Origin of the sequence: Rhodovulum kholense, assembly GCF_003053725.1 — a bacterium.
GTDB lineage: Bacteria > Pseudomonadota > Alphaproteobacteria > Rhodobacterales > Rhodobacteraceae > Rhodovulum > Rhodovulum kholense.
The window spans coordinates 15,627-32,908 of the sequence record NZ_QAYC01000020.1; the positions used below are offsets into that span (position 1 = coordinate 15,627).

A 17,282-nucleotide genomic window follows, 5' to 3' on the forward strand; every position below is an offset into this window, starting at 1 on the left:
CGTCCGGCCGACGCGGTTCGGACGCTGCGTTGCCGCATGGCGGACATCTTGCGGCGAGCGGCATTTCGCCCCATCCTTCCGATCCATGGGAAAGCAGGCCCGATCAAAACGGGCCGCATGGGAGGATGACATCGTGAACAGCATGAGCATGGCGTACGCGCGACGCGAATGGCAGGCCATTGCCGCCGAAACCCCCTGGGAGGCGCGCGACCGGCCGAAGACCATCTATTCCTTCGTTTCGCGCACCGCGGCGGCCTTTCCGGACCGCCCGGCGGTGTCCTTCCAGATCTTCTCGGGCCCGAAGGACCCGGCCGAGACGCTGACCTGGACCGAATTCCATGGCCGCATCACCCAGGCCGCGAACCTGTTCCGCCGCCTCGGCATCGGACCCGACGACGTGGTGGCCTATATCCTGCCCAACTGCAACGAAACCGCGGTCTGTTTTCTCGGCGGCGCGGTGGCGGGCATCGTCAACCCGATCAACCCGCTGCTCGAGGCCGAGCAGATCGCCGCGATCCTGCGCGAGACCCGCGCCAAGGTCGTGGTCACGCTGAAATCCTTCCCCAAGACCGATGTCGCGCAGAAGGTCTCCGAGGCGGTGCGGCATGCGCCCAGGGTGCAGACCGTGCTGGAGGTCGATCTGGTCCGCTACCTGACCGGGGCCAAGCGGCTGATCGTGCCGCTGATCCGCAAGAAATCGCCCGGCCACTACCATGCCGACGTGCTGGATTTTCACCGCGCGCTGGCCCCCGAGCCCGCCGACCGGCTGACCTTCGACGACCCCGAGGAAGATCGCTTCGCCGCCTATTTCCATACCGGCGGGACCACCGGCATGCCCAAGGTCGCCCAGCATCGCGTCTCGGGCATGATCTATAACGGCTGGCTCGGCCATACGCTTCTGTTCCGCGAAAACGACACCCTGATCTGCCCGCTGCCGCTGTTTCACGTCTTCGCCGCCTATCCGGTGCTGATGTCCGTGGTCGCGGCGGGCGCGCATTTCGTGATGCCGACACCCGCGGGCTATCGCGGTGACGGCGTGCTCGACAATTTCTGGAAGCTGATTGAGCGCTGGGGCGTGACCTTCGTCATCACCGTTCCGACCGCCATCGCCGCGCTGATGCAGCGCAAGGTCGATGCCGACGTCTCGACGCTCCGCTATGCCTTTTCAGGGTCGGCGCCGCTGCCGGTCGAGCTTTACAACCGGTTCGAGGCCGCGACCGGCGTCACTATCTGCGAGGGCTACGGGCTGACCGAAGCCACCTGCCTCGTGTCGATCAACCCGCCCGATTCGACCAAGAAGATCGGATCGGTCGGCCTGCCCTTCCCCTATACCCAGATCCGCATCCTGAAATGCGATGGCGACGGCAACGTTCAGCGCGAATGCGAGACCGACGAGGTGGGCGAGATCTGCATCTCGAATCCCGGCGTGGTGCCGGGCTCGACCTATACCGAAGAGGCCAAGAATCTGGGGCTTTTCGCCGATGGCTATTTCCTGCGCACCGGCGATCTGGGGCGGATCGACGAAGACGGTTATCTGTTCATCACCGGCCGCGCCAAGGACGTGATCATCCGGGGCGGGCACAATCTCGACCCGGCCGAGATCGAGGAGGCGCTGCTGGGCCATCACGACGTGGCCTTCGCGGGCGCCATCGGCCAGCCTGACAGCTTTGCGGGCGAATTGCCCTGCGTCTATGTCGAGCTGGTCAGTGGGGCCACCGCCACGCCCGAGGACCTGATGGCCCATGCCCGCGTGCATATCCATGAACGCGCCGCGATCCCGAAGCATATCGAGATCCTCGACGAATTGCCCAAGACCGCCGTCGGCAAGGTCTTCAAACCGGGGCTGCGCAAGCTGGCGATCCAGCGGGTCTATGACACGGCACTGGCCGAGGCCGGGCATCCGGTGCGGGTACGCGAGGTGGTCGAGGACCGCAAGCGCGGCCTTGTCGCCCGGCTGGAACGTCAGGGTCCGGTGGACGACGAGGCGGTCGTGCATCTCCTGGGCAATTTCACCCGTCCCTGGGACTGGGCGGAGGACTGACGGCTCGTCAGCCGCCCGGCGCGGGGGGGCCGAACCGGCCGATCAGCCGGTCGACGATCTGGTCGCGGGTCTGGCGGTAGGCGGCCAGCTTGTCGGGCCGGGTCTCGCCAAGCCCGGTCGGGTCCAGCACCGGCCAGTATTCGACATCGAGATGATAATACCGAGTCAGCTCCTGCGCCCGGCGCAGGCTGGCGGGGGACAGGGCGATGATCAGATCGAAGCCCGACAGGTCGTCGCCCCAATCCTCCATCTCGTCGAAGGACCGCACCCGGTGCCGGTCGAGCTTGACCCCCATCTCGTCGCAGACGGTGACGGTGAAGCCGTCGATCTCGCGGTCGTTGTGAACGCCCACCGACTGCACATAGGCGCGCTGGCCGTAGAACTTCTTCATCAGTCCTTCGGCCATCGGCGAGCGGACAGAGTTATGGTCGCAGCAGAACAGTACCGAGGAGGGCAGCTGCCCGGTCACCTCAGCCCCCGTGATAGAGAACGCAGATCAGAGTGAAGAGGCGTCGCGCGGTGTCGATATCAAGATCGGCCTTGCTTTCCAGCCGTTCCTGCAAGAGCCGCGCGCCCTCGTTGTGGATGCCGCGCCGGGCCATGTCGATGGCCTCGATCTGGCTCGGAGGCAGGCGCTTGACCGCGTCGAAATAGCTTTCGCAGATCTGCCAGTAATCCTTTACCGCCTGCCGGAACGGCGACAGCGACAGGTGAAACTCGGCGGCCGGGCCGCCCGTCTCGGTCTTGACGTCGAAGACCAGCCGCTTTTCCCGGATCGACAGCGTCAGCCGGAACGGACCGGGCGGCGCGGGCCGGTCCTCGCGCCCGGGCAGCGAGAACGAGTTGTCCTCCATCAGGTCGAACAGCGCCACCTTGCGTTCCTGCTCGATCTCGGGCGTCGGCGGCGGCAGGTTGGAATCGTCCAGTTCCACATGGCAAAGACGGGCGGTCGTCATGTCGCGTCCTCGTTCAGGCGGTCAAGCCGGGCCCGGATGGACAGACCGTGCGCCTCGAGGCTTTCGGACATGGCCAGCCGCTCTGCGGCGGGTCCGATGGCCTTCAGCGCCTCGGGCGTCATCCGGGCCAGCGTGGTGCGCTTGATGAAATCGTAGACGCTGAGCCCGGACGAGAACCGGGCCGAGCGCGCGGTGGGCAGCACGTGGTTCGGGCCGCCGATATAGTCGCCGATGGCCTCGGGGGTCCATTGCCCCATGAAGATCGCCCCGGCATGGGTGATCTTCGGCATCAAGGCCTCGGGATCGGCCACGCACAGTTCCAGATGTTCGGGGGCGACGCGGTTCGACAGCGCGGCCGCCTCGGCCAGATCGCGCACGGTGATGACCGCGCCGAAATCGCGCCAGCTGGCGCCCGCGATGGCGCGCCGCCCCAGCGTCTTCAGCCGGGCCTCGACCGCCTCGGCCACGGCGCGGCCGAAGGCGGCATCGTCGGTCACCAGAATCGACTGGGCGCTTTCGTCATGCTCGGCCTGGGACAGCAGGTCGATGGCGACCCAGTCGGGGTCGTTGTCGCGGTCGGCGATCACAAGGATCTCGGACGGGCCCGCGATCATGTCGATGCCGACCTTGCCGAAGACCCGACGCTTGGCCGCCGCCACGAAGGCGTTGCCGGGGCCGGTGATCTTGTCGACCGGCGCGATGGTCTCGGTCCCATGGGCCATGGCGGCGATCGCCTGGGCGCCGCCGATCCGGTAGACCGTCTCGACCCCCGACAGCCGGGCAGCCATCAGGACCAGCGGGTTGGACTTGCCATCGGGCGTGGGCGCGCAGATCACCAGCCGCTCGACCCCCGCCACCTGCGCCGGGATCGCGTTCATCAGGACCGAGGACGGATAGGAGGCCAGCCCGCCCGGCACGTAAAGCCCCGCAGCCGAGACCGGGGTCCAGCGCCAGCCCAGCGTCGCGCCCTCGGGGTCGGTCCATTGCGCGCCCTCGGGCATCTGGCGGACGTGATAGGCACGGATGCGCTCGGCCGCGAGTTCCAGCGCCGCGCGGTCCTCGCGGCTGATCTGCTCGCAGGCGGCGTCGATTTCCTCGGAGGTGAAGGCCAGCGTCTCGGGGGTCAGGTCCAGCCGGTCGAATTTCGCCGTCAGCTCGATCACCGCCGCATCGCCCCGCGCCTTCACGTCGGCAATGATCGCCGCGACGGCATCGTCCACATCGGGACTGTCCTCGCGCTTGGCGCTCAGCAGCGCCGAGAATTGCGCCTCGAAATCGGCAGCGGCGGTGTCCAGGAATACCGGCATTGGGGTCCTCGCAAGCTTCACAATGCTGCATAGCCGCATTTTGGGGAAGGGTGAACCTCCCCAAAGGGATCGGCCGGGACCCCGTGTCAGGGATGCCGCGGTGCCTTGCCCGAGGGCGCGGCATAGGGCCGGGTCACGTCATGCAGCGTCACCTCCAGGCATTCGACGTCAAGCGCCACCGCCCCGTCGCCCGCCAGCGTCAGCACCACCCGGCCGGTACCGTCCTCGCCGGGCTCGAAGGTCACGGCCATCAGCGACAGCACCAGATCGGGGTCGGACCGGTCGATGCCCTGGCTAACGACCTGGGTCACGTCCTCGACGGTCAGCACGGCCTGAACCCTTTCGAACGGGCGGCCGCGACGCTCGGCCGCCTCCTTGTCCTCCCAGCGGAAGCGATTGACCAGCGCCGCGAACCGGCGCCGCGGCCGGTCCCAGCGCATTTCGGTCACCTGCAGGACCGCATCCTGCACCAGCGCCGAAATCACCTCGAGATCGCTTGCCTCGGCGGCCATCAGGTGCAGCGGGCGTTCGGCCCCGTCCTCGAACCGTGCGTCTTCCGTCATTCCGCGCTCATCCGTTCGATATGTGCTCCGCAGGCGCCGAGCTTCTGTTCCACCTTTTCGTAGCCGCGGTCGAGATGATAGACCCGACTGACCACGGTCTCGCCCTCGGCGGCCAGACCGGCGAGAATCAGCGACACGCTGGCGCGAAGATCGGTGGCCATGACCGGCGCGCCCTTCAGCCGGCCGACCCCGGTGACCGTGGCGGTGCCGCCCGACACATCGATTCGCGCCCCCATCCGCACCAGTTCGGGCGCGTGCATGAAGCGGTTCTCGAAAATCGTCTCTTCCAGCCGGCTGGTGCCTTCAGCGGTGCACAACAGCGCCATCATCTGCGCCTGCAGATCGGTCGGAAAGCCCGGGAAGGGCTCGGTCGTCACATCGACCGCCGACAGCCTGCCGTTCTTGCGCGCGACGCGCAGGCCCCGGTCGGTTTCCTCGACGGTGATCCCCGCGGCATCGAGCTTTTCGGCAAAGGCCGGCAGCAGATCGAGCCGCCCGCCCAGGCAAGTCACGTCGCCGCCGGTGATGGCGGGCGCCAGCATGTAGGTGCCAAGCTCGATCCGGTCGGTCACCACACGGTGGGTGGCCCCGCCCAGCGCCGTCACGCCCTCGATGGTGATCGTGCCGGTGCCCTCGCCCTCGATCCGGGCGCCCATGGCGCGCAGGCAACGGGCCAGATCGACGATCTCGGGCTCGCGCGCGGCGTTCTTCAGGACGGTCGTGCCCTTGGCCAGCGTCGCCGCCAGCAGCGCGTTCTCGGTTGCCCCGACCGACACCTTGGGAAACTCGAAGACCGCACCTTTCAGCCCGCCCGGCGCCTCGGCATGGACATAGCCCTCGCGCAGTTCCAGCCGGGCGCCCATCGCCTCCAGCGCCTGAAGATGCAGATCGACCGGCCGCGCGCCGATGGCGCAGCCGCCGGGCAGCGAGACCTCGGCCTGGCCGTGGCGCGCCAGCAGCGGGCCCAGCACCAGGATCGAGGCGCGCATCTTGCGCACGATGTCGTAATCGGCGCGGTGGCTGGTCAGCCGGTGGCTCGACAGAGCCAGCACCTTGCCACGGTGCAGCGCCGAGACCTCGGCCCCCAGCGATTGCAGCAGCGTGGTCATGGTGCGGATGTCGGACAGGCGCGGCGCATTGGTCAGCGTCAGCGGCTCGTCGGTCAACAATGTCGCAGGCATCAGCGCGAGGCAGGCATTCTTGGCGCCTGCGATCGGGATCTCGCCAGTCAGCGGCGCCCCGCCCCGGATCATGATCTGGTCCATCAGTTCTGCTCTTCCTGCCCTTTGGGCTTGTCTTCGCGGGCCCGGGCCTGGGCCTTGCGGCGCGCGAGGTTGGCTTTCAGCGCCTGCTTGAGACGCTCTTCGCGGGTCCCGGACGGCTTTGGCACGCCCGTCTTGGGGGTTTTGCCTGTCATGGCGTCCCTAGTAGCGCAGGGGCAAAAAACCGTCCAGATACCGCTTGCGTCGCCCGGACTTTCCGTCTAATCAGCCGCCCACCGGGACGTGGCCGGGCGTCTCGCCCGGACAACACCGTTCCAAGAGTGCTGCTGTAGCTCAGTGGTAGAGCACTCCCTTGGTAAGGGAGAGGTCGACAGTTCAATCCTGTCCAGCAGCACCACCTAAACCACTGAAAACCTGATATTTCCCCAAGAAACCCAAAGCCGCATATCATGCAGAACGAAGCATGAATTTGCGTCGCCTAGTGGCAAGAAATTGGCAAGTTGAATTGGGGACGAAGGCAAAGCCACAGCGGACATCTGACCGCCTGATCCCGATGTGCTGCGGGTCGGTAATAGGCGGCCCGGCCGAGTGCACCCGCATTTCGGCCCCGATCCGGTCGAGGTCTATGCGATCCGCGTGAACTGAACCCTACCGCCGGAGCGCCCGCACCACCCCGATGGCCGCCGCCCCGCCGAAATAGAACGTCACGATCCGCAGCTGCAGGTCCAGCAGGTCGGCAGACAGCGCGTCGGTGGCGTCGAGCCCCAGAACCTTGTCCCAGATCAGCAGCTTGGAGTTGTAGAGGATGAACGGCGCCGCCCAGGCGGCTTGCACCCAGGCGGTCAGCCGCCCGCCGAGTGCCCGATTCGCCTGACGCTCCTGCAGCTCGGCGATGCGGATCTCGGCCGCGATCCGGTCGGCATCGTTGGCGGCGCGCAGCCGCGCCTCGTAGGCCTCGCGCAGCTGGCCCGCCAGCCCGCCGCCGAGGATCTGCACCAGCCAGCCCATCACGATGCCTCGCGCATGCAATAGCCGTATTCCTCGGTCCGGCGGTTCCGGAGGCCCGCGACGACGCGCCCGCCCGCCTTGTTCCACCAGGTCAGGGCCTCGCAGGCGCCCGGCACGTCGCCCGCGTTCAGGCGCCGGGTCGCGGTGGATCGGCCCGCCCCAGCCACGCCGACGTTGAAGGCAAGGCTGGTGAAGGCGGCATCGCGGGGCGGCGGCAATCGCCGGGCCCGGGTCTCGGCCGAGAAGTGGGGCAGAAGCCGGGCGCGATAGTCGCGGACCTCGGCGCGCAGCAGGGCCTCGCAGTCCGCATCCGACAGAACCATGCCCGGCCGCGCGGTGCGTGTGTGGCCGTAGCAGATCGTCCAGACGCCCACGAGGTCTTGGTAGGCCGCGTTGCGCTTGCCTTCCCATTTCGCGATCAGCGGCACGGCCAGCGCCAGCGCGCGGGCCTCCTGCGTCGGGGCGCTGGCCGGGACGGCGATTTCCGGCTGCGGCTGAGGGAAGGCGAAGACGGCGGCCAGCACCAGACCGGCGACGGCAAGCAGGATCTTATTCATCGCCGATCCCCTGCGCCAGAAGCCGACCGACCGCGCCATAGGCCAGCAGGCCCAGATAGACCCAGGCGACCAGCATGGGCGGGATCGGCAGCCAGGGCAGCATGGCGATGATCGAGACGAGGCCCGTCCAGATCACGCCGAGGATCAGCGCGCGCATCGAGTGCGACCGCCACAGAACCGCCCGCCAGTTCGGAATCAACGCAGGAAGAGACTTCAGGATGAAGTTCAGCATTTCGCCTTCCTTGGGCTATTTGAGGGATGATTGGTGTCGGCGCAGTGCCGGGGGCCATATTCAAGCAGCGCCTGATTAACGGTCGGCCTCCGGACCGGTCTCTGACCCCGGTCTCAGGGCCAGACGATCAGCGCCAGCCAGATGGCGGCGGTGAGGGTGAGATAGAGGGGCAGGCTCATTTCCCGCCCCGCCAGAGGCGCAGCATTTCCGCCAGATGGGCGGGGTCGCGCTTGAGCCAGAGCAGCGCCGCGGCGGCGGTTTCCAGCGCCAGCGGGCCGAGGACGGTCACGCCGACGATGGTCAGGCGCTCGGGCATGTCGAGCCAGAGGGCGATCTCGGGGCCCGCGACATAGCCGATGGCGCCCGAGGCCAGCACGATGCCCATGCGGGCGACCAGCGCCATGCCGTCGGTGCGCAGCCAGACGAGGACCAGCGCGCCGAGAAGCGCCAGCAGGGTGCGGATCGCGTTGTCGGTCGCGTCAAGCATGGCGACACATCCGCACGGTCATGTCCGGCCCGTGATTGAGTGTGCCGCGACATAGAGGTAAGCGCCCTGTGTGCCAGCACCCCGGAAGCTGATGTTTTGGAAAGGCGCGTAAGCCGGGGTGGCGACCCCGTGGCCGCCCCCGAAGTTGGCGGCGCAAAGCCACTCCCCAGTAACGAAGTCCATGTAGAAAGTGGCCATGCCCTGCATGGGGTTTGTGAACGTTTGGAAACCTGAGGTGATCGGACTCAAGTACCCGGTGCTCTGGGACGCGGCGTTGGATACCCCGAACGTAAAACCGGTGTTGCCATCGCTAGAGCCGCAGGCGATGTCGAAGCGGACCACTCTGGGGTTGACCAGCCCCAACAGGTTGATGGTCACCGGGCTGCCAGTCCCGATGAACCGCCCGAGGTAATTGGACTGATCCATTGCCCGGGGCATGATCTTCGGAGCGCCGTCCGCACCTTCGGCAAGGGCAACGGGGTTGTCCTTGCAGGCGCGCACGTCGATGGCGCGCCAGGGCAGGTCCTGATCCGAGTTGATATTGGCAGGCGGCGTCCAGTCGGTCATTGCAGCTTGTATCCTTCGCTTCCGTCGCTCATCTTTCCGTCTTCACCCGCCAGCCAGCAGGCCTTGCCCTCGCGCGCCTCGTCGGACGCCAGGGCAAAGCCCGGGGCGCCGTCCGGCATGACGAAGGCGTAGCGCCGGGCCTGGTAGAGGAACTGCTGCAGCAGGTATTCGGCGGTCTCGCCGGGGCGGACCTGCTGGGCCTTGAGGCATTGCCAGCGGCGCGTGACCGGCTGGCCCTCGGTATCGACATCGAGCCGGGTGGTCAGATCGGCGACCTGCCCGATCCGCAACGCGCCATCGGCCAGCGTCGCGGTCAGATAGCGCGGCGTCGTCCGGAACCGGGCCAGCAGGCGCTGGCAGAGCTCGTAGGCCTGCGCGTCGGTGGTGATCCAGCGAGAATAGATCGTCTTCGACCGGATATCGGCGCCACCGGCCTCGGCCTCGACATCGGGCTCGACCCGCCCGCGCATCGAGCGGTAATTGTCGGGATCGTCCGATTTCGTGGGGTCCTCGGGGTTGTAATAGATGAAGACCCGGCTGATCCGCTCGTCGGGTTCGCGCGCCTGTGACAGCGAGCCCGCGACGACATGGTCGCTGTCGGAAAGGACGACGGTCGCGGCCTCGGGGCGCACCGCCTTCAGCATGATCCGCTGCGCGCGCTCGTCCCACCAGAGATTGAACGTGCCGTCGCGAACCAGCTCGCCCAGCAGCGTGTTGACGGCGGTCGGCTTGGGAACGGTGCGCGAGAAGGTGTAGCCTGTCAGATAGGTCTCGGCCTCGGCCTGCCAGGCGGCGGCGTCGATGAACTCGGCCGGAACCGGCGTGTGGTGTTCCAGCAGATCGCGGGCGATGTCCCAGGCGTCCATCAGCTCGTAGCGGCCGACCCGCTGGGCGCTGTCGTCGTCGCCATGGCTGGCGGCCTCGGTCCCCAGCGCGCCGCGCGTCACCCCCGACAGCGTCCAGACCCCGTCCGATCCGGACGACCCGGTATAGCCGATGATCTCGGACCCGATGCCCAGATAGCGGGTTGCGGTGTTGCCGAACTGGTCGGTGACGTCGGCCGGGGTCGAGGCCTCGATGGTGATCGCGGTCGTGGTGGCGGTGATGTCGCCCGCCAGCCGCATCTCGGTCTCGCGCGGGAACTGCGCGCGGGATTCGTCGGTGAGCCGCAGCGGGTCCACCCCCTTGAGCGTGACCGTGCCGTCGCTGTCCGGGCCGTCGACGCTGTCGAGGATGTAAAGCCGCTGCTCCATGTCGGCCAGGGCGTCGCCCGCGAAGCCCTCGTAAACCCGCAGGAACATGTTGGCGTAGAACTGGTTCCGGGCGCACCACTTGGCCCAGAAGAAGCCCGGCCGGGGCCCGCGCACGGCCCGGGACCAGTCGCCGACATAGTCGTCGAAGGGCGCATCGGTGAGGGTCACGGTCACGCCGCCGGTCACGCCCAGGGGCTTTTCCCCGTCGCGGATCGAGCCCACGTTGATCTTGCTGGACCGGACCGAGACCGACCGCAGCGTCGGGAACGCGTTGGTGCCGATATGCTCGCCTGTCCGGTCGTAAAGCGGCACCAGCGCCTGGGTCGGCGGGACGAAGCGCCAGGCGATCGAGCCGTCGCCCCGGTAATGGTCGCGATCAAGGCAGGTGCCCCAGCAATTGTAGCAGCGCGGGCCATCGGCGAGGCTGGCCGCGCAGGGGGCGACGCCGAAGCGTTCGGCGCAGCGGGGCTGCCAGAGCTCGACGATGCGGATCGGTTCACGCGGCGGCATCGGCATGCCCCGTCGCGGTGAAGCCGACGCTGACGAAGTTCCGCCTGCCCTGGCGGGACGGCGCGATCACGTCATCGACCCAAGCATAGGCGCAGTCGGTCGGATAGCCCTCGGGCCGGGCCGCGATCCAGAAGGGCTCGGTCCGCGCGGCCCGGGCGAAGGGGTCGAAGGTGGCGCGGTACCAGTCCTCGGACAGGTTCTGCCAGGCAAAGGATCCGGACAGCCCCGAACGCTGGAGGAACCGGCCCATCAACTGGCCGCCCTCGCTGACATGGCTGGTCAGGGTCGCGCTGCGGCCGAGATCGATCATGCCCAGATCGGTATAGCCCCGGCGCGGCATTGCCAGGGCCAGGCCGGTCCCGATGACGCCGATCCGCGCCACCTTCGAAATCGAGAGCCGCAGCCCGAGCGTCGAGACCGGGGCGAAGAGGTGCAGGATCGCGCTGTTATCGGAAGGCAGCAGCCAGTCGTCGGACACCGCCCACCAGTAGGACGTCGCTGACGTGGAAAGAGACCGGATATAAGGCGCGGCGAACGTGCGCCACTCGGCCTGCGCGCCGAAGATCCTGATGGATCCAACTGTCCCAGTATAGGAGCTGTTTCCTGCCGCATCCAGAAGTGCGAAGCGGACATTCGCGGTCCCGCTGGCCTGCGCCGTGGCGCTGATGCTGACACGAAACCAGCCCGTGGACCCGACCGGAATGGAACTTACAGCCGTCGTCCCCGATGTGGAATAGAACTGGCCATCTGCGCCCACGTCCCCGAACGCCGGTGTGGCATATGCGGGGCCAACCAGCGCGAGCCGCAGCCGCCGCGACGCCGACGGCCGCATATAGACGGACAGCGTGTAGGTCCGGCCTGCGACAGCGGTGAAGCCGGATTGCAGATAATGCGCCCCGGTCGACGTATCCTCTGTCAGCCAGCGCGCGTCCGTCGATCCATCGGGCGCGAAAGCCGCGCCCAGTATCGCGCCGGTGAGGGTCGGCCAGAGCGCGAAATCCTGCGAATAGAGCAGCAGGTTTCCAAGCGCGGATCCAGATAGGTATTCGACCCGCGCGCTGGCCCCCGAAGATCCGAGCGTATGGGCCCCGATCCCGATGGCATCGACGGTCTGGGCGGATGCAAATTCGATCTGCCATGATGCGGGCGCTGCCACGGGTTGCCACCAGCTGTTGGTCTCGACGGTCGCGGCCAGCGCGGCCTCGAAGCCTTCGGCCGCGCTGGTGGCGGAGACAGTGCCGGTCAGGCGATCCCAGAGGATACGGGCATGGGTCATCGGATAGGGCGACGCAGCCGCGTGCCCGGGCGTGTAGGTCACTGCCACTCTGGCGCTCCATTTCTGCGGCGCTTGGTCCATTGCGCCGAACTTGCCGCGCTGACAGGCTGCCGGTGTTGACACAATCGGAGCCATTCATGCGTTTTGTTATTCTCGCCCTGCCCGTCAGCCTCGCCGCCTGTATTGCGGTTCCGCCGCCCATGGTCAGCGACTACAACGGCCACATGGTGAAGATCGTGGATCACCCCTATGCGCTCGGGGACAAATACAAGCAGAGCCCGATCTACACTCTCGCCAAGGAAACCTGCGGCAAGGAAGCGGTCTATCAGGGCATGCGGCAGATCAACGAGTATCAGGGCGAACACGTCTTCCTGTGCCGCTAGCCGTCAGCGCGCGGCGCCCTGCCAGTCGAGATTGAGGCGATAGCCGTCGCCGAAGGCCTCGTTCAGCGCCTTGACCAGCGCCTCACCGCTCTGGCGCCCGATGACGTCGCCCTGCACATTGATGGTGGCGGTACGCTGGGGCGCCGGGGCCGCCGCCTGGGCCGCGGCCCCGGCCGAGGCGGCCCCGCTGGCGCCAGAGGCCGATTTCGACCCGCCCTTGATCGCCGAGACGAAGCTCATGCCAGCGGCAATCACCTTGGCGGCGGCGGCGATATTGGCCGGGAAGGGCAGTTCCAGCGCCTTGGCCGCGCCGACATAGGTGCTGATCAGCGCCTGCGCGGCGCCGAAGATCCGGGAGATCTTCACCATCTTGTCGCCGCCGGTGGCGAAGGCCGACGCCATGTCGCCCAGGAAGGCCTCGGTCATCTGCAGCCCGTTGCCATAACGATAGGCGTCGATCTGGGCCATGCGGTCCTGGTGCTGCTGCCGGGTCTGCTCGATCAACGCATCATATTCCTGTTGATCAATAAGCTCCTGCTGGCGTGCTTTCAGAAGCGCCTCCCGTTGGCGGTCATAGCTCGCTATCTGCATTTCCTCTTGCGTCATCAGCGATTGCCGCAAGGCGTCGAGTTCGGTCTGCACCTTGTTCGCGCCGCCGCCCCCGCCGACAGATTTGGGGGGCGTGCCCCACTCGACGCCGCCGGTGCCAGGCGGGGCGTGTTCCGGGCGGCTTGTGCGGCTCACGCCGGGAAGGATCGGGTTGCCCGCCGCATCGGTATTGGCCGCGGTCTCGGCCGCGGCCCGCGCCTTCGCCGCATCCCAGAGGGCCGTGGCGAGGGTCTTCACCTCGGCGATGGCCCCCGACATCCAGCCCGCCTGGGGGGCCGATGCCGCCAGCTGGCGCATGGCGCCCTCCGCGCGGACCAGCTGCTTGAACACCTCGTCTGTCTCAAGCTTCGTGCCCTCCATCAGCGACAGGATGCGGGCCATGGCATCGGCCTGTGCATCGAAGGTCTTGGCCGCTGCCAGCTGGTCGAACGCGATCTTCAGCTGCTGGGCCGCGCCAAGCGTCAGGCCGAACTCTTCCCTCAGCTTTTCGACCGGCGCGAACTGGTAGTCGGCGCGCGTGACAAGATCCGAGATCCGTTCCAGTTCGTCCGCAAAGCCCTCTGCCGCCGCATCGGCATCGCGCACGGCATCGGCGATCGCCACCTGTTTCTGCCGCTCGATCAGGGTTAGGATCTCGGCATTGACCTCGCCATAGCGCTCCTTCAGCTCGACCAGCCCCTTCGCGGAATAGGTGCGCGTCACCGCGTCGAGCGCCGCGACCGAGCTTTCCAGATCATCCAGCACCTCGGAGAGATCGCGCCCGTCCTTCGCCGCGCTGGAAAACGCCATTGCCAGCAGCGGCAGGCCAACCGCTGCCAGCGTGCCGACGACAGCCCCGACCGGCCCGAACATCGAGGCGATCTGCGACCCCTGCGCCGCGAAGACCGACGAGGCCTTGGCGCCCATCTGCAGCTGCACCGCGATGTCCTGCACCTGGTAGCCCATGTTCTGGATGCGGTACCGGGTCTGATCGGACATGTTGCCCAGCACCCCAAGCGCACCGCCCGCCGCTGCGGCCTGTTTCCCGCCGCCCAGATAGGCCTTTTCGGCGAGGCCCAGGGTCCGGTTGTATTCGGCCTGCGAGATCACCCCATGCTTCAGCGCCTTGTCGAGTTGGGCCAGCGCGACCTCATAGCGCTTGGACGAGGCATAGAGCGGGTCGAGCGACTTGCGCAGCCGCTCGACGCTCTTTTCCTGCTGCTGGAACGCGCGTTCGATGGAACGGGCCGACTTCTCGGCATCGTTCTTGAACTTGCCGACAATGCCGACCGCCTCTGCAATGCTGGCCTTGAGCGATCCGGCCTCGCCACTCAGGATCGCCTCGACCGCCGCTACTTTCGTCATGCCTGCCTGCCTCGCTTCACCCGCTCGATTTCCTCGGCGGTCCATCTGATACGCGGGCCGCCCGCTGCGGCGCGGCTCTCGCGGATCTTCGCATCGGCCTCGGCCCACCATTCGGCCGGGCTCATGGCCCAGAATTCAGAGGGCTGAACGCCCCAGTCGCGGGCCGCCTGATAGGCCTGCCTCTCGAAGGCGGCCCACGTCACTCCCCCGAGGGGGCATCCTCTTCGGCCGCGCTTTCCTCGGTCTGCGGGATGCAGAGCAGGTTGATGTAATCGCGCGCGACCGCCGCCGCCGCGAAGAACCCGGCGTCGAAGACGATCTCTTCCATCGCGGCCTGATCGCGCCTGTCGCCCGCGGCCCGGGCGCCGATCAGCAGGATCGGGGCGATATTGGCGACGGTGAAGCGGAACTTCGGCTCGCGCTCGACGCCCTGGCTTTCCAGCATCGCCGTCACCGCCATCTCGCGCGCGATCAGCAGCGGGTCCGCGATCTTCTGCCCGATCTCGCCCGCCGCGCGGAAGGTCGCGGCCAGTTCGATCTCCTGCCCGGCGAGGATCGCCGTCATGCTGCGTTTCATTGTCATGCCCCCGCAGGCGTGTAGACGGGGATGCCGCTCGACATCATGGTCGCGCTGAACTCGAAGGCGCCATCCGTGTTGCCGGTGATTTCCAGCTGGCTGAGGAACATGGTGATCTCGACCGTTCCGCCGGTCGGCAGGTTGATGGTGACGGGCGGCGTCTCGTAGGGCGCGCCCGCGAGGCAGGCGGCGATCAGCGTCTCGTCGCCGGTGATGCCCTCGACCGACCATTCCGCCGAGATCACGCCCGGCTCGGGCAGGAAGGTCTGGAAGCCCTGATCGTCGTCCGAGGTGATGTCGATCCCCTCGCGCGAGAAGCTGGCGGTCTTGTTCTTCACGCCCTTGATGATGGTGCCGTCCCACTCGATGGTGAGCTGACGGCCGGAAAAGCCTACGGTTGCCATGGGGGCCTCACTCCTTGTGCATGATGATCCGGTAGCGCTGCACGCCATGCCGGGTTTTGCCGTCTGGACCGACGGAAACGGTTGCAAACTCGCGCAGGCAGTCGAGCAGCTTGAAGCCGGGCGCGGTCAGGGCGGCCCGGTGCAGCAGACCGAAGGCCTCGCCCATCAGCGCCTTGACCTGCCGGTTGCCGGGCGCGCGGGACCAGAAATGGATGGTGACTGTCACCTGGGCGCCGATCACGTCGTCGGCCTCGTCCGCGACAAGGGTATCGTCGCCGATCACCACATAAGGGAAACCGCTGTCGGGCATGCCCTCGGGCAGCGCAGGCGGCGTGTCGTAGACCGGGCAGGACAGAGCGCCGTCGAGCGCCGCGAAGATGGCGGTCTGCGCCGCCGTCTCGAAGCTCATCTCAGCCCGCCAGATATTTCAGGCAGGCGGCGATGATCAGGACGCATCGTGCATAATTCAGAGCCAGGCGGATGCCGAGGCCGATCCGTCGCCCGAGGCGCCGTTCGGGGCTTTCCACCCGGCGCAGCATTGCGTCTCTTTGGTTGAGGATCATCCGACCTTCTCCTGCAGTTTCGCCGCCAGCGTCTGTTCCGCCCTGGCGGTGGCCTCTTCGAAGCTCGGCACCAGCCAGGGCCGCGCTTCCATGCTTTCGGTGCCGAATTCGAGGTGATAGCCGTGGATCTCGTCCGACCCGACGCGGGACTGGCGGGGTTCGTGGGTCGCCGTCACCGACTCTGCCAGCCGCCCGCTTTGCTGGTGCGGATAGGACCCGGCCGGTGCCGATCCGGCGGCGGCCTTCATCTCGCGCTTGGCGATGGCGGCGGTCTCGTTGGCCAGGTCGCGGATCGTTTCCATCAGCGCGTCCTCGCCATCTGTCATGAGGTCGCGCAGTATGTCCTGCAGGGCCTCGATGCCTCTCAGCTCGAACTTGACCTTCACGACACGCCCTCGGAGATCCCGATCTCGATGAAGCGTTCGCGGCCCCCATGGGGCAGGGCGCTCTCGATATTGTAGGCCCGGCCGCGCCAGACCAGCCGGTCGGCGGGGGTGCAGAAGGGCTGGCCAGCGGCCCCGCCCTGCCAGCGTATCCGCACCTTCATCCGCGTCGCGGGCGAGACCCGCATCGCCTCCCATGTCTCGGCGCCGCGCAGGGGCAGGACCTGCGCCCAGACCGTGGCGACGGGCGCCCAGCTCTCGGTCGCGCCGCCCATGCCGTCCGGGGTGCGGGACAGCCGCTCGATGGTGACGCGCTGGTCGAGCGCAGGCCCGCTCAGACCGCGCGCCATCGAAGCGCCTCCACCATCGCGCCGAAGGCGGGCGACAGGTCGGACCCGTCATAAAGATGCGTCAGGTACAGCTTGACCGCGACCTCGGCCGCGCGGAGCTGCGCCGCGGGCAGACCGCAGGTATAGCTGAGCGTCACGCCCTCCACCGGATCGGCCAGCGTCACGATGGGGCCGAGGGCGGTCGTCTCGACACTGACCGCGCCGCCGGCCGAGGCCGTGACCTCGGCGACATCGGGCATGGCCAGCAGATAGGGGCCCGGCCCGACATGGGTTTCCTGCCAGGTCTGGGGCAGGATCGCCCGGCCCAGCACCCCGCGCCAGCCGTCGAGATGGGCCGTCGCGGCCAGCACCAGCCCCTCGATCATCGCGTCCTGGTCGGCATGATCGATCCGCAGATGCGCCCTTGCGTCTTCCAGCGAGACCACCGGCCGCGCGGGCGGCGTCACCAGAACCGGGATCGCCCTCATGCGTCACCCGCCTTCCGGGCGCGGCGCGGTTTGGGCTCGGGCGGGGGTTCGGGCGCGCCCAGCACGCCAGCGGCGATCAGATGGGCCACCTCGGCCTCGGCAGCCTCGCGCTTCTCTCCTTCCAGATACATGCGCTCGCCAAGATGCTGGCGCAGGACCGTGTATGTCGGCATGTCGTCCTCCTATCGGCTCAGGAAAGAGGGCGGTTCGCCCGCCCTCTCG

General features: G+C 67.6%; 25 protein-coding genes and 1 tRNA gene. 3 read left to right on the forward strand and 23 right to left on the reverse strand.

The genetic code is table 11. The annotated features are described in order from the left end of the window. Positions 1–142 precede the first annotated feature (142 nt). A complete protein-coding gene (locus C8N38_RS18360; RefSeq protein WP_425440058.1) occupies positions 143–2,041 on the forward strand; it encodes an acyl-CoA synthetase in 1,899 nt (632 codons plus the stop codon). Positions 2,042–2,048: 7 nt separating this feature from the next. On the opposite strand, the gene C8N38_RS18365 is transcribed toward C8N38_RS18360, so the two are convergent. The 6 genes from C8N38_RS18365 to C8N38_RS21565 form a co-directional block, all read right to left on the reverse strand. Then, on the reverse strand, positions 2,049–2,510 hold the full coding sequence (locus C8N38_RS18365; protein ID WP_108028591.1) for an arsenate-mycothiol transferase ArsC: 462 nt from the start codon (positions 2,508–2,510) through the stop codon (positions 2,049–2,051). Position 2,511: 1 nt separating this feature from the next. Continuing rightward, a complete protein-coding gene (locus C8N38_RS18370) occupies positions 2,512–2,997 on the reverse strand; it encodes a UPF0262 family protein (protein WP_108028592.1) in 486 nt (161 codons plus the stop codon). After that, entirely contained in the window at positions 2,994–4,304 is a 1,311-nt protein-coding gene (hisD, locus tag C8N38_RS18375) for a histidinol dehydrogenase (protein ID WP_108028593.1), read from the reverse strand. The genes C8N38_RS18370 and hisD overlap by 4 nt, the downstream gene beginning before the upstream one ends. Before the next feature lie 86 nt (positions 4,305–4,390). Next, positions 4,391–4,867, reverse strand: coding sequence for a DUF2948 family protein (locus C8N38_RS18380; protein WP_108028594.1), 477 nt, complete (start codon positions 4,865–4,867; stop codon positions 4,391–4,393). Next, positions 4,864–6,132, reverse strand: coding sequence for a UDP-N-acetylglucosamine 1-carboxyvinyltransferase (gene murA / locus C8N38_RS18385; RefSeq protein WP_108028595.1), 1,269 nt, complete (start codon positions 6,130–6,132; stop codon positions 4,864–4,866). Before murA ends, C8N38_RS18380 begins: the two co-directional genes overlap by 4 nt. Further along, positions 6,132–6,284, reverse strand: coding sequence for a hypothetical protein (locus tag C8N38_RS21565; RefSeq protein WP_165828181.1), 153 nt, complete (start codon positions 6,282–6,284; stop codon positions 6,132–6,134). Before C8N38_RS21565 ends, murA begins: the two co-directional genes overlap by 1 nt. A 128-nt stretch (positions 6,285–6,412) precedes the next feature. On the opposite strand from C8N38_RS21565, the gene C8N38_RS18390 reads away from it, so the two are divergent. Continuing rightward, positions 6,413–6,487: transfer RNA gene (locus C8N38_RS18390), tRNA-Thr, on the forward strand. 251 nt (positions 6,488–6,738) lie between these two features. Here C8N38_RS18390 and C8N38_RS18395 read toward each other — a convergent pair. From C8N38_RS18395 to C8N38_RS18425, 7 genes are all read right to left on the reverse strand, one after another. Then, positions 6,739–7,119 carry a hypothetical protein gene (locus tag C8N38_RS18395; protein WP_146176313.1) on the reverse strand — a complete coding sequence of 127 codons (381 nt, stop codon included), beginning with the start codon at positions 7,117–7,119 and terminating at the stop codon, positions 6,739–6,741. Next, positions 7,098–7,655, reverse strand: coding sequence for a lysozyme (locus C8N38_RS18400; protein WP_158272389.1), 558 nt, complete (start codon positions 7,653–7,655; stop codon positions 7,098–7,100). Before C8N38_RS18400 ends, C8N38_RS18395 begins: the two co-directional genes overlap by 22 nt. Continuing rightward, positions 7,648–7,887: a DUF7940 domain-containing protein gene (locus C8N38_RS18405; protein WP_075786974.1), complete on the reverse strand. Its 240-nt coding sequence runs from the start codon at positions 7,885–7,887 to the stop codon at positions 7,648–7,650. Before C8N38_RS18405 ends, C8N38_RS18400 begins: the two co-directional genes overlap by 8 nt. Before the next feature lie 175 nt (positions 7,888–8,062). After that, the gene (locus tag C8N38_RS18410) at positions 8,063–8,374 is read right to left on the reverse strand and encodes a hypothetical protein (RefSeq protein WP_108028598.1); all 312 of its coding nucleotides are present in this window, start codon (positions 8,372–8,374) and stop codon (positions 8,063–8,065) included. Positions 8,375–8,392: 18 nt separating this feature from the next. Further along, the gene (locus tag C8N38_RS18415) at positions 8,393–8,941 is read right to left on the reverse strand and encodes a hypothetical protein (RefSeq protein WP_108028599.1); all 549 of its coding nucleotides are present in this window, start codon (positions 8,939–8,941) and stop codon (positions 8,393–8,395) included. Next, positions 8,938–10,704, reverse strand: coding sequence for a hypothetical protein (locus tag C8N38_RS18420; protein ID WP_146176314.1), 1,767 nt, complete (start codon positions 10,702–10,704; stop codon positions 8,938–8,940). Before C8N38_RS18420 ends, C8N38_RS18415 begins: the two co-directional genes overlap by 4 nt. Further along, positions 10,691–12,028 (reverse strand): phage head spike fiber domain-containing protein, encoded by a 1,338-nt coding sequence (locus C8N38_RS18425; RefSeq protein ID WP_146176315.1) that lies wholly within the window; start codon positions 12,026–12,028, stop codon positions 10,691–10,693. The genes C8N38_RS18420 and C8N38_RS18425 overlap by 14 nt, the downstream gene beginning before the upstream one ends. 89 nt (positions 12,029–12,117) lie before the next feature. On the opposite strand from C8N38_RS18425, the gene C8N38_RS18430 reads away from it, so the two are divergent. Further along, entirely contained in the window at positions 12,118–12,363 is a 246-nt protein-coding gene (locus tag C8N38_RS18430) for a hypothetical protein (RefSeq protein ID WP_108028602.1), read from the forward strand. Positions 12,364–12,366: 3 nt separating this feature from the next. On the opposite strand, the gene C8N38_RS18435 is transcribed toward C8N38_RS18430, so the two are convergent. Genes C8N38_RS18435 through C8N38_RS21470 form a run of 10 tightly spaced genes read right to left on the reverse strand, consistent with a single transcriptional unit; the run spans position 12,367 to position 17,233 of the window. Continuing rightward, the gene (locus tag C8N38_RS18435; RefSeq protein WP_158272390.1) at positions 12,367–14,316 is read right to left on the reverse strand and encodes a phage tail length tape measure family protein; all 1,950 of its coding nucleotides are present in this window, start codon (positions 14,314–14,316) and stop codon (positions 12,367–12,369) included. Next, positions 14,313–14,519, reverse strand: coding sequence for a hypothetical protein (locus C8N38_RS21460; protein ID WP_112317587.1), 207 nt, complete (start codon positions 14,517–14,519; stop codon positions 14,313–14,315). Before C8N38_RS21460 ends, C8N38_RS18435 begins: the two co-directional genes overlap by 4 nt. Continuing rightward, entirely contained in the window at positions 14,516–14,893 is a 378-nt protein-coding gene (locus tag C8N38_RS18440) for a hypothetical protein (protein ID WP_108028604.1), read from the reverse strand. Before C8N38_RS18440 ends, C8N38_RS21460 begins: the two co-directional genes overlap by 4 nt. A 2-nt stretch (positions 14,894–14,895) precedes the next feature. Continuing rightward, positions 14,896–15,297 (reverse strand): phage tail tube protein, encoded by a 402-nt coding sequence (locus C8N38_RS18445; protein WP_112317596.1) that lies wholly within the window; start codon positions 15,295–15,297, stop codon positions 14,896–14,898. 7 nt (positions 15,298–15,304) lie between these two features. Further along, the gene (locus tag C8N38_RS18450) at positions 15,305–15,706 is read right to left on the reverse strand and encodes a DUF3168 domain-containing protein (protein WP_108028606.1); all 402 of its coding nucleotides are present in this window, start codon (positions 15,704–15,706) and stop codon (positions 15,305–15,307) included. A 1-nt stretch (position 15,707) separates the two neighbouring features. Next, positions 15,708–15,860, reverse strand: a complete 153-nt coding sequence (locus tag C8N38_RS21465; protein ID WP_158272391.1) for a hypothetical protein — start codon at positions 15,858–15,860, stop codon at positions 15,708–15,710. Beyond that, positions 15,857–16,246, reverse strand: a complete 390-nt coding sequence (locus C8N38_RS18455) for a phage virion morphogenesis protein (RefSeq protein WP_108028607.1) — start codon at positions 16,244–16,246, stop codon at positions 15,857–15,859. Before C8N38_RS18455 ends, C8N38_RS21465 begins: the two co-directional genes overlap by 4 nt. Next, positions 16,243–16,593, reverse strand: coding sequence for a phage head closure protein (locus C8N38_RS18460; protein ID WP_108028608.1), 351 nt, complete (start codon positions 16,591–16,593; stop codon positions 16,243–16,245). Before C8N38_RS18460 ends, C8N38_RS18455 begins: the two co-directional genes overlap by 4 nt. After that, positions 16,578–17,060: a head-tail connector protein gene (locus tag C8N38_RS18465; protein WP_108028609.1), complete on the reverse strand. Its 483-nt coding sequence runs from the start codon at positions 17,058–17,060 to the stop codon at positions 16,578–16,580. The genes C8N38_RS18460 and C8N38_RS18465 overlap by 16 nt, the downstream gene beginning before the upstream one ends. Then, entirely contained in the window at positions 17,057–17,233 is a 177-nt protein-coding gene (locus tag C8N38_RS21470) for a hypothetical protein (protein ID WP_158272392.1), read from the reverse strand. The genes C8N38_RS18465 and C8N38_RS21470 overlap by 4 nt, the downstream gene beginning before the upstream one ends. Positions 17,234–17,282 lie beyond the last annotated feature (49 nt).

Bases quoted from the DNA above. Each gene is read 5' to 3' on its own strand.
- C8N38_RS18360 (WP_425440058.1), top strand. From the start codon at position 143: ATGAGCATGGCGTACGCGCGACGCGAATGGCAGGCCATTGCCGCCGAA.
- C8N38_RS18370 (WP_108028592.1), bottom strand. From the start codon at position 2,997: ATGACGACCGCCCGTCTTTGCCATGTGGAACTGGACGATTCCAACCTG.
- hisD (WP_108028593.1), bottom strand. From the start codon at position 4,304: ATGCCGGTATTCCTGGACACCGCCGCTGCCGATTTCGAGGCGCAATTC.
- C8N38_RS18380 (WP_108028594.1), bottom strand. From the start codon at position 4,867: ATGACGGAAGACGCACGGTTCGAGGACGGGGCCGAACGCCCGCTGCAC.
- murA (WP_108028595.1), bottom strand. From the start codon at position 6,132: ATGGACCAGATCATGATCCGGGGCGGGGCGCCGCTGACTGGCGAGATC.
- C8N38_RS21565 (WP_165828181.1), bottom strand. From the start codon at position 6,284: ATGACAGGCAAAACCCCCAAGACGGGCGTGCCAAAGCCGTCCGGGACC.
- C8N38_RS18400 (WP_158272389.1), bottom strand. From the start codon at position 7,655: ATGAATAAGATCCTGCTTGCCGTCGCCGGTCTGGTGCTGGCCGCCGTC.
- C8N38_RS18405 (WP_075786974.1), bottom strand. From the start codon at position 7,887: ATGCTGAACTTCATCCTGAAGTCTCTTCCTGCGTTGATTCCGAACTGG.
- C8N38_RS18410 (WP_108028598.1), bottom strand. From the start codon at position 8,374: ATGCTTGACGCGACCGACAACGCGATCCGCACCCTGCTGGCGCTTCTC.
- C8N38_RS18415 (WP_108028599.1), bottom strand. From the start codon at position 8,941: ATGACCGACTGGACGCCGCCTGCCAATATCAACTCGGATCAGGACCTG.
- C8N38_RS18420 (WP_146176314.1), bottom strand. From the start codon at position 10,704: ATGCCGCCGCGTGAACCGATCCGCATCGTCGAGCTCTGGCAGCCCCGC.
- C8N38_RS18430 (WP_108028602.1), top strand. From the start codon at position 12,118: ATGCGTTTTGTTATTCTCGCCCTGCCCGTCAGCCTCGCCGCCTGTATT.
- C8N38_RS18435 (WP_158272390.1), bottom strand. From the start codon at position 14,316: ATGACGAAAGTAGCGGCGGTCGAGGCGATCCTGAGTGGCGAGGCCGGA.
- C8N38_RS18440 (WP_108028604.1), bottom strand. From the start codon at position 14,893: ATGAAACGCAGCATGACGGCGATCCTCGCCGGGCAGGAGATCGAACTG.
- C8N38_RS18445 (WP_112317596.1), bottom strand. From the start codon at position 15,297: ATGGCAACCGTAGGCTTTTCCGGCCGTCAGCTCACCATCGAGTGGGAC.
- C8N38_RS18450 (WP_108028606.1), bottom strand. From the start codon at position 15,706: ATGAGCTTCGAGACGGCGGCGCAGACCGCCATCTTCGCGGCGCTCGAC.
- C8N38_RS21465 (WP_158272391.1), bottom strand. From the start codon at position 15,860: ATGATCCTCAACCAAAGAGACGCAATGCTGCGCCGGGTGGAAAGCCCC.
- C8N38_RS18460 (WP_108028608.1), bottom strand. From the start codon at position 16,593: ATGGCGCGCGGTCTGAGCGGGCCTGCGCTCGACCAGCGCGTCACCATC.
- C8N38_RS18465 (WP_108028609.1), bottom strand. From the start codon at position 17,060: ATGAGGGCGATCCCGGTTCTGGTGACGCCGCCCGCGCGGCCGGTGGTC.
- C8N38_RS21470 (WP_158272392.1), bottom strand. From the start codon at position 17,233: ATGCCGACATACACGGTCCTGCGCCAGCATCTTGGCGAGCGCATGTAT.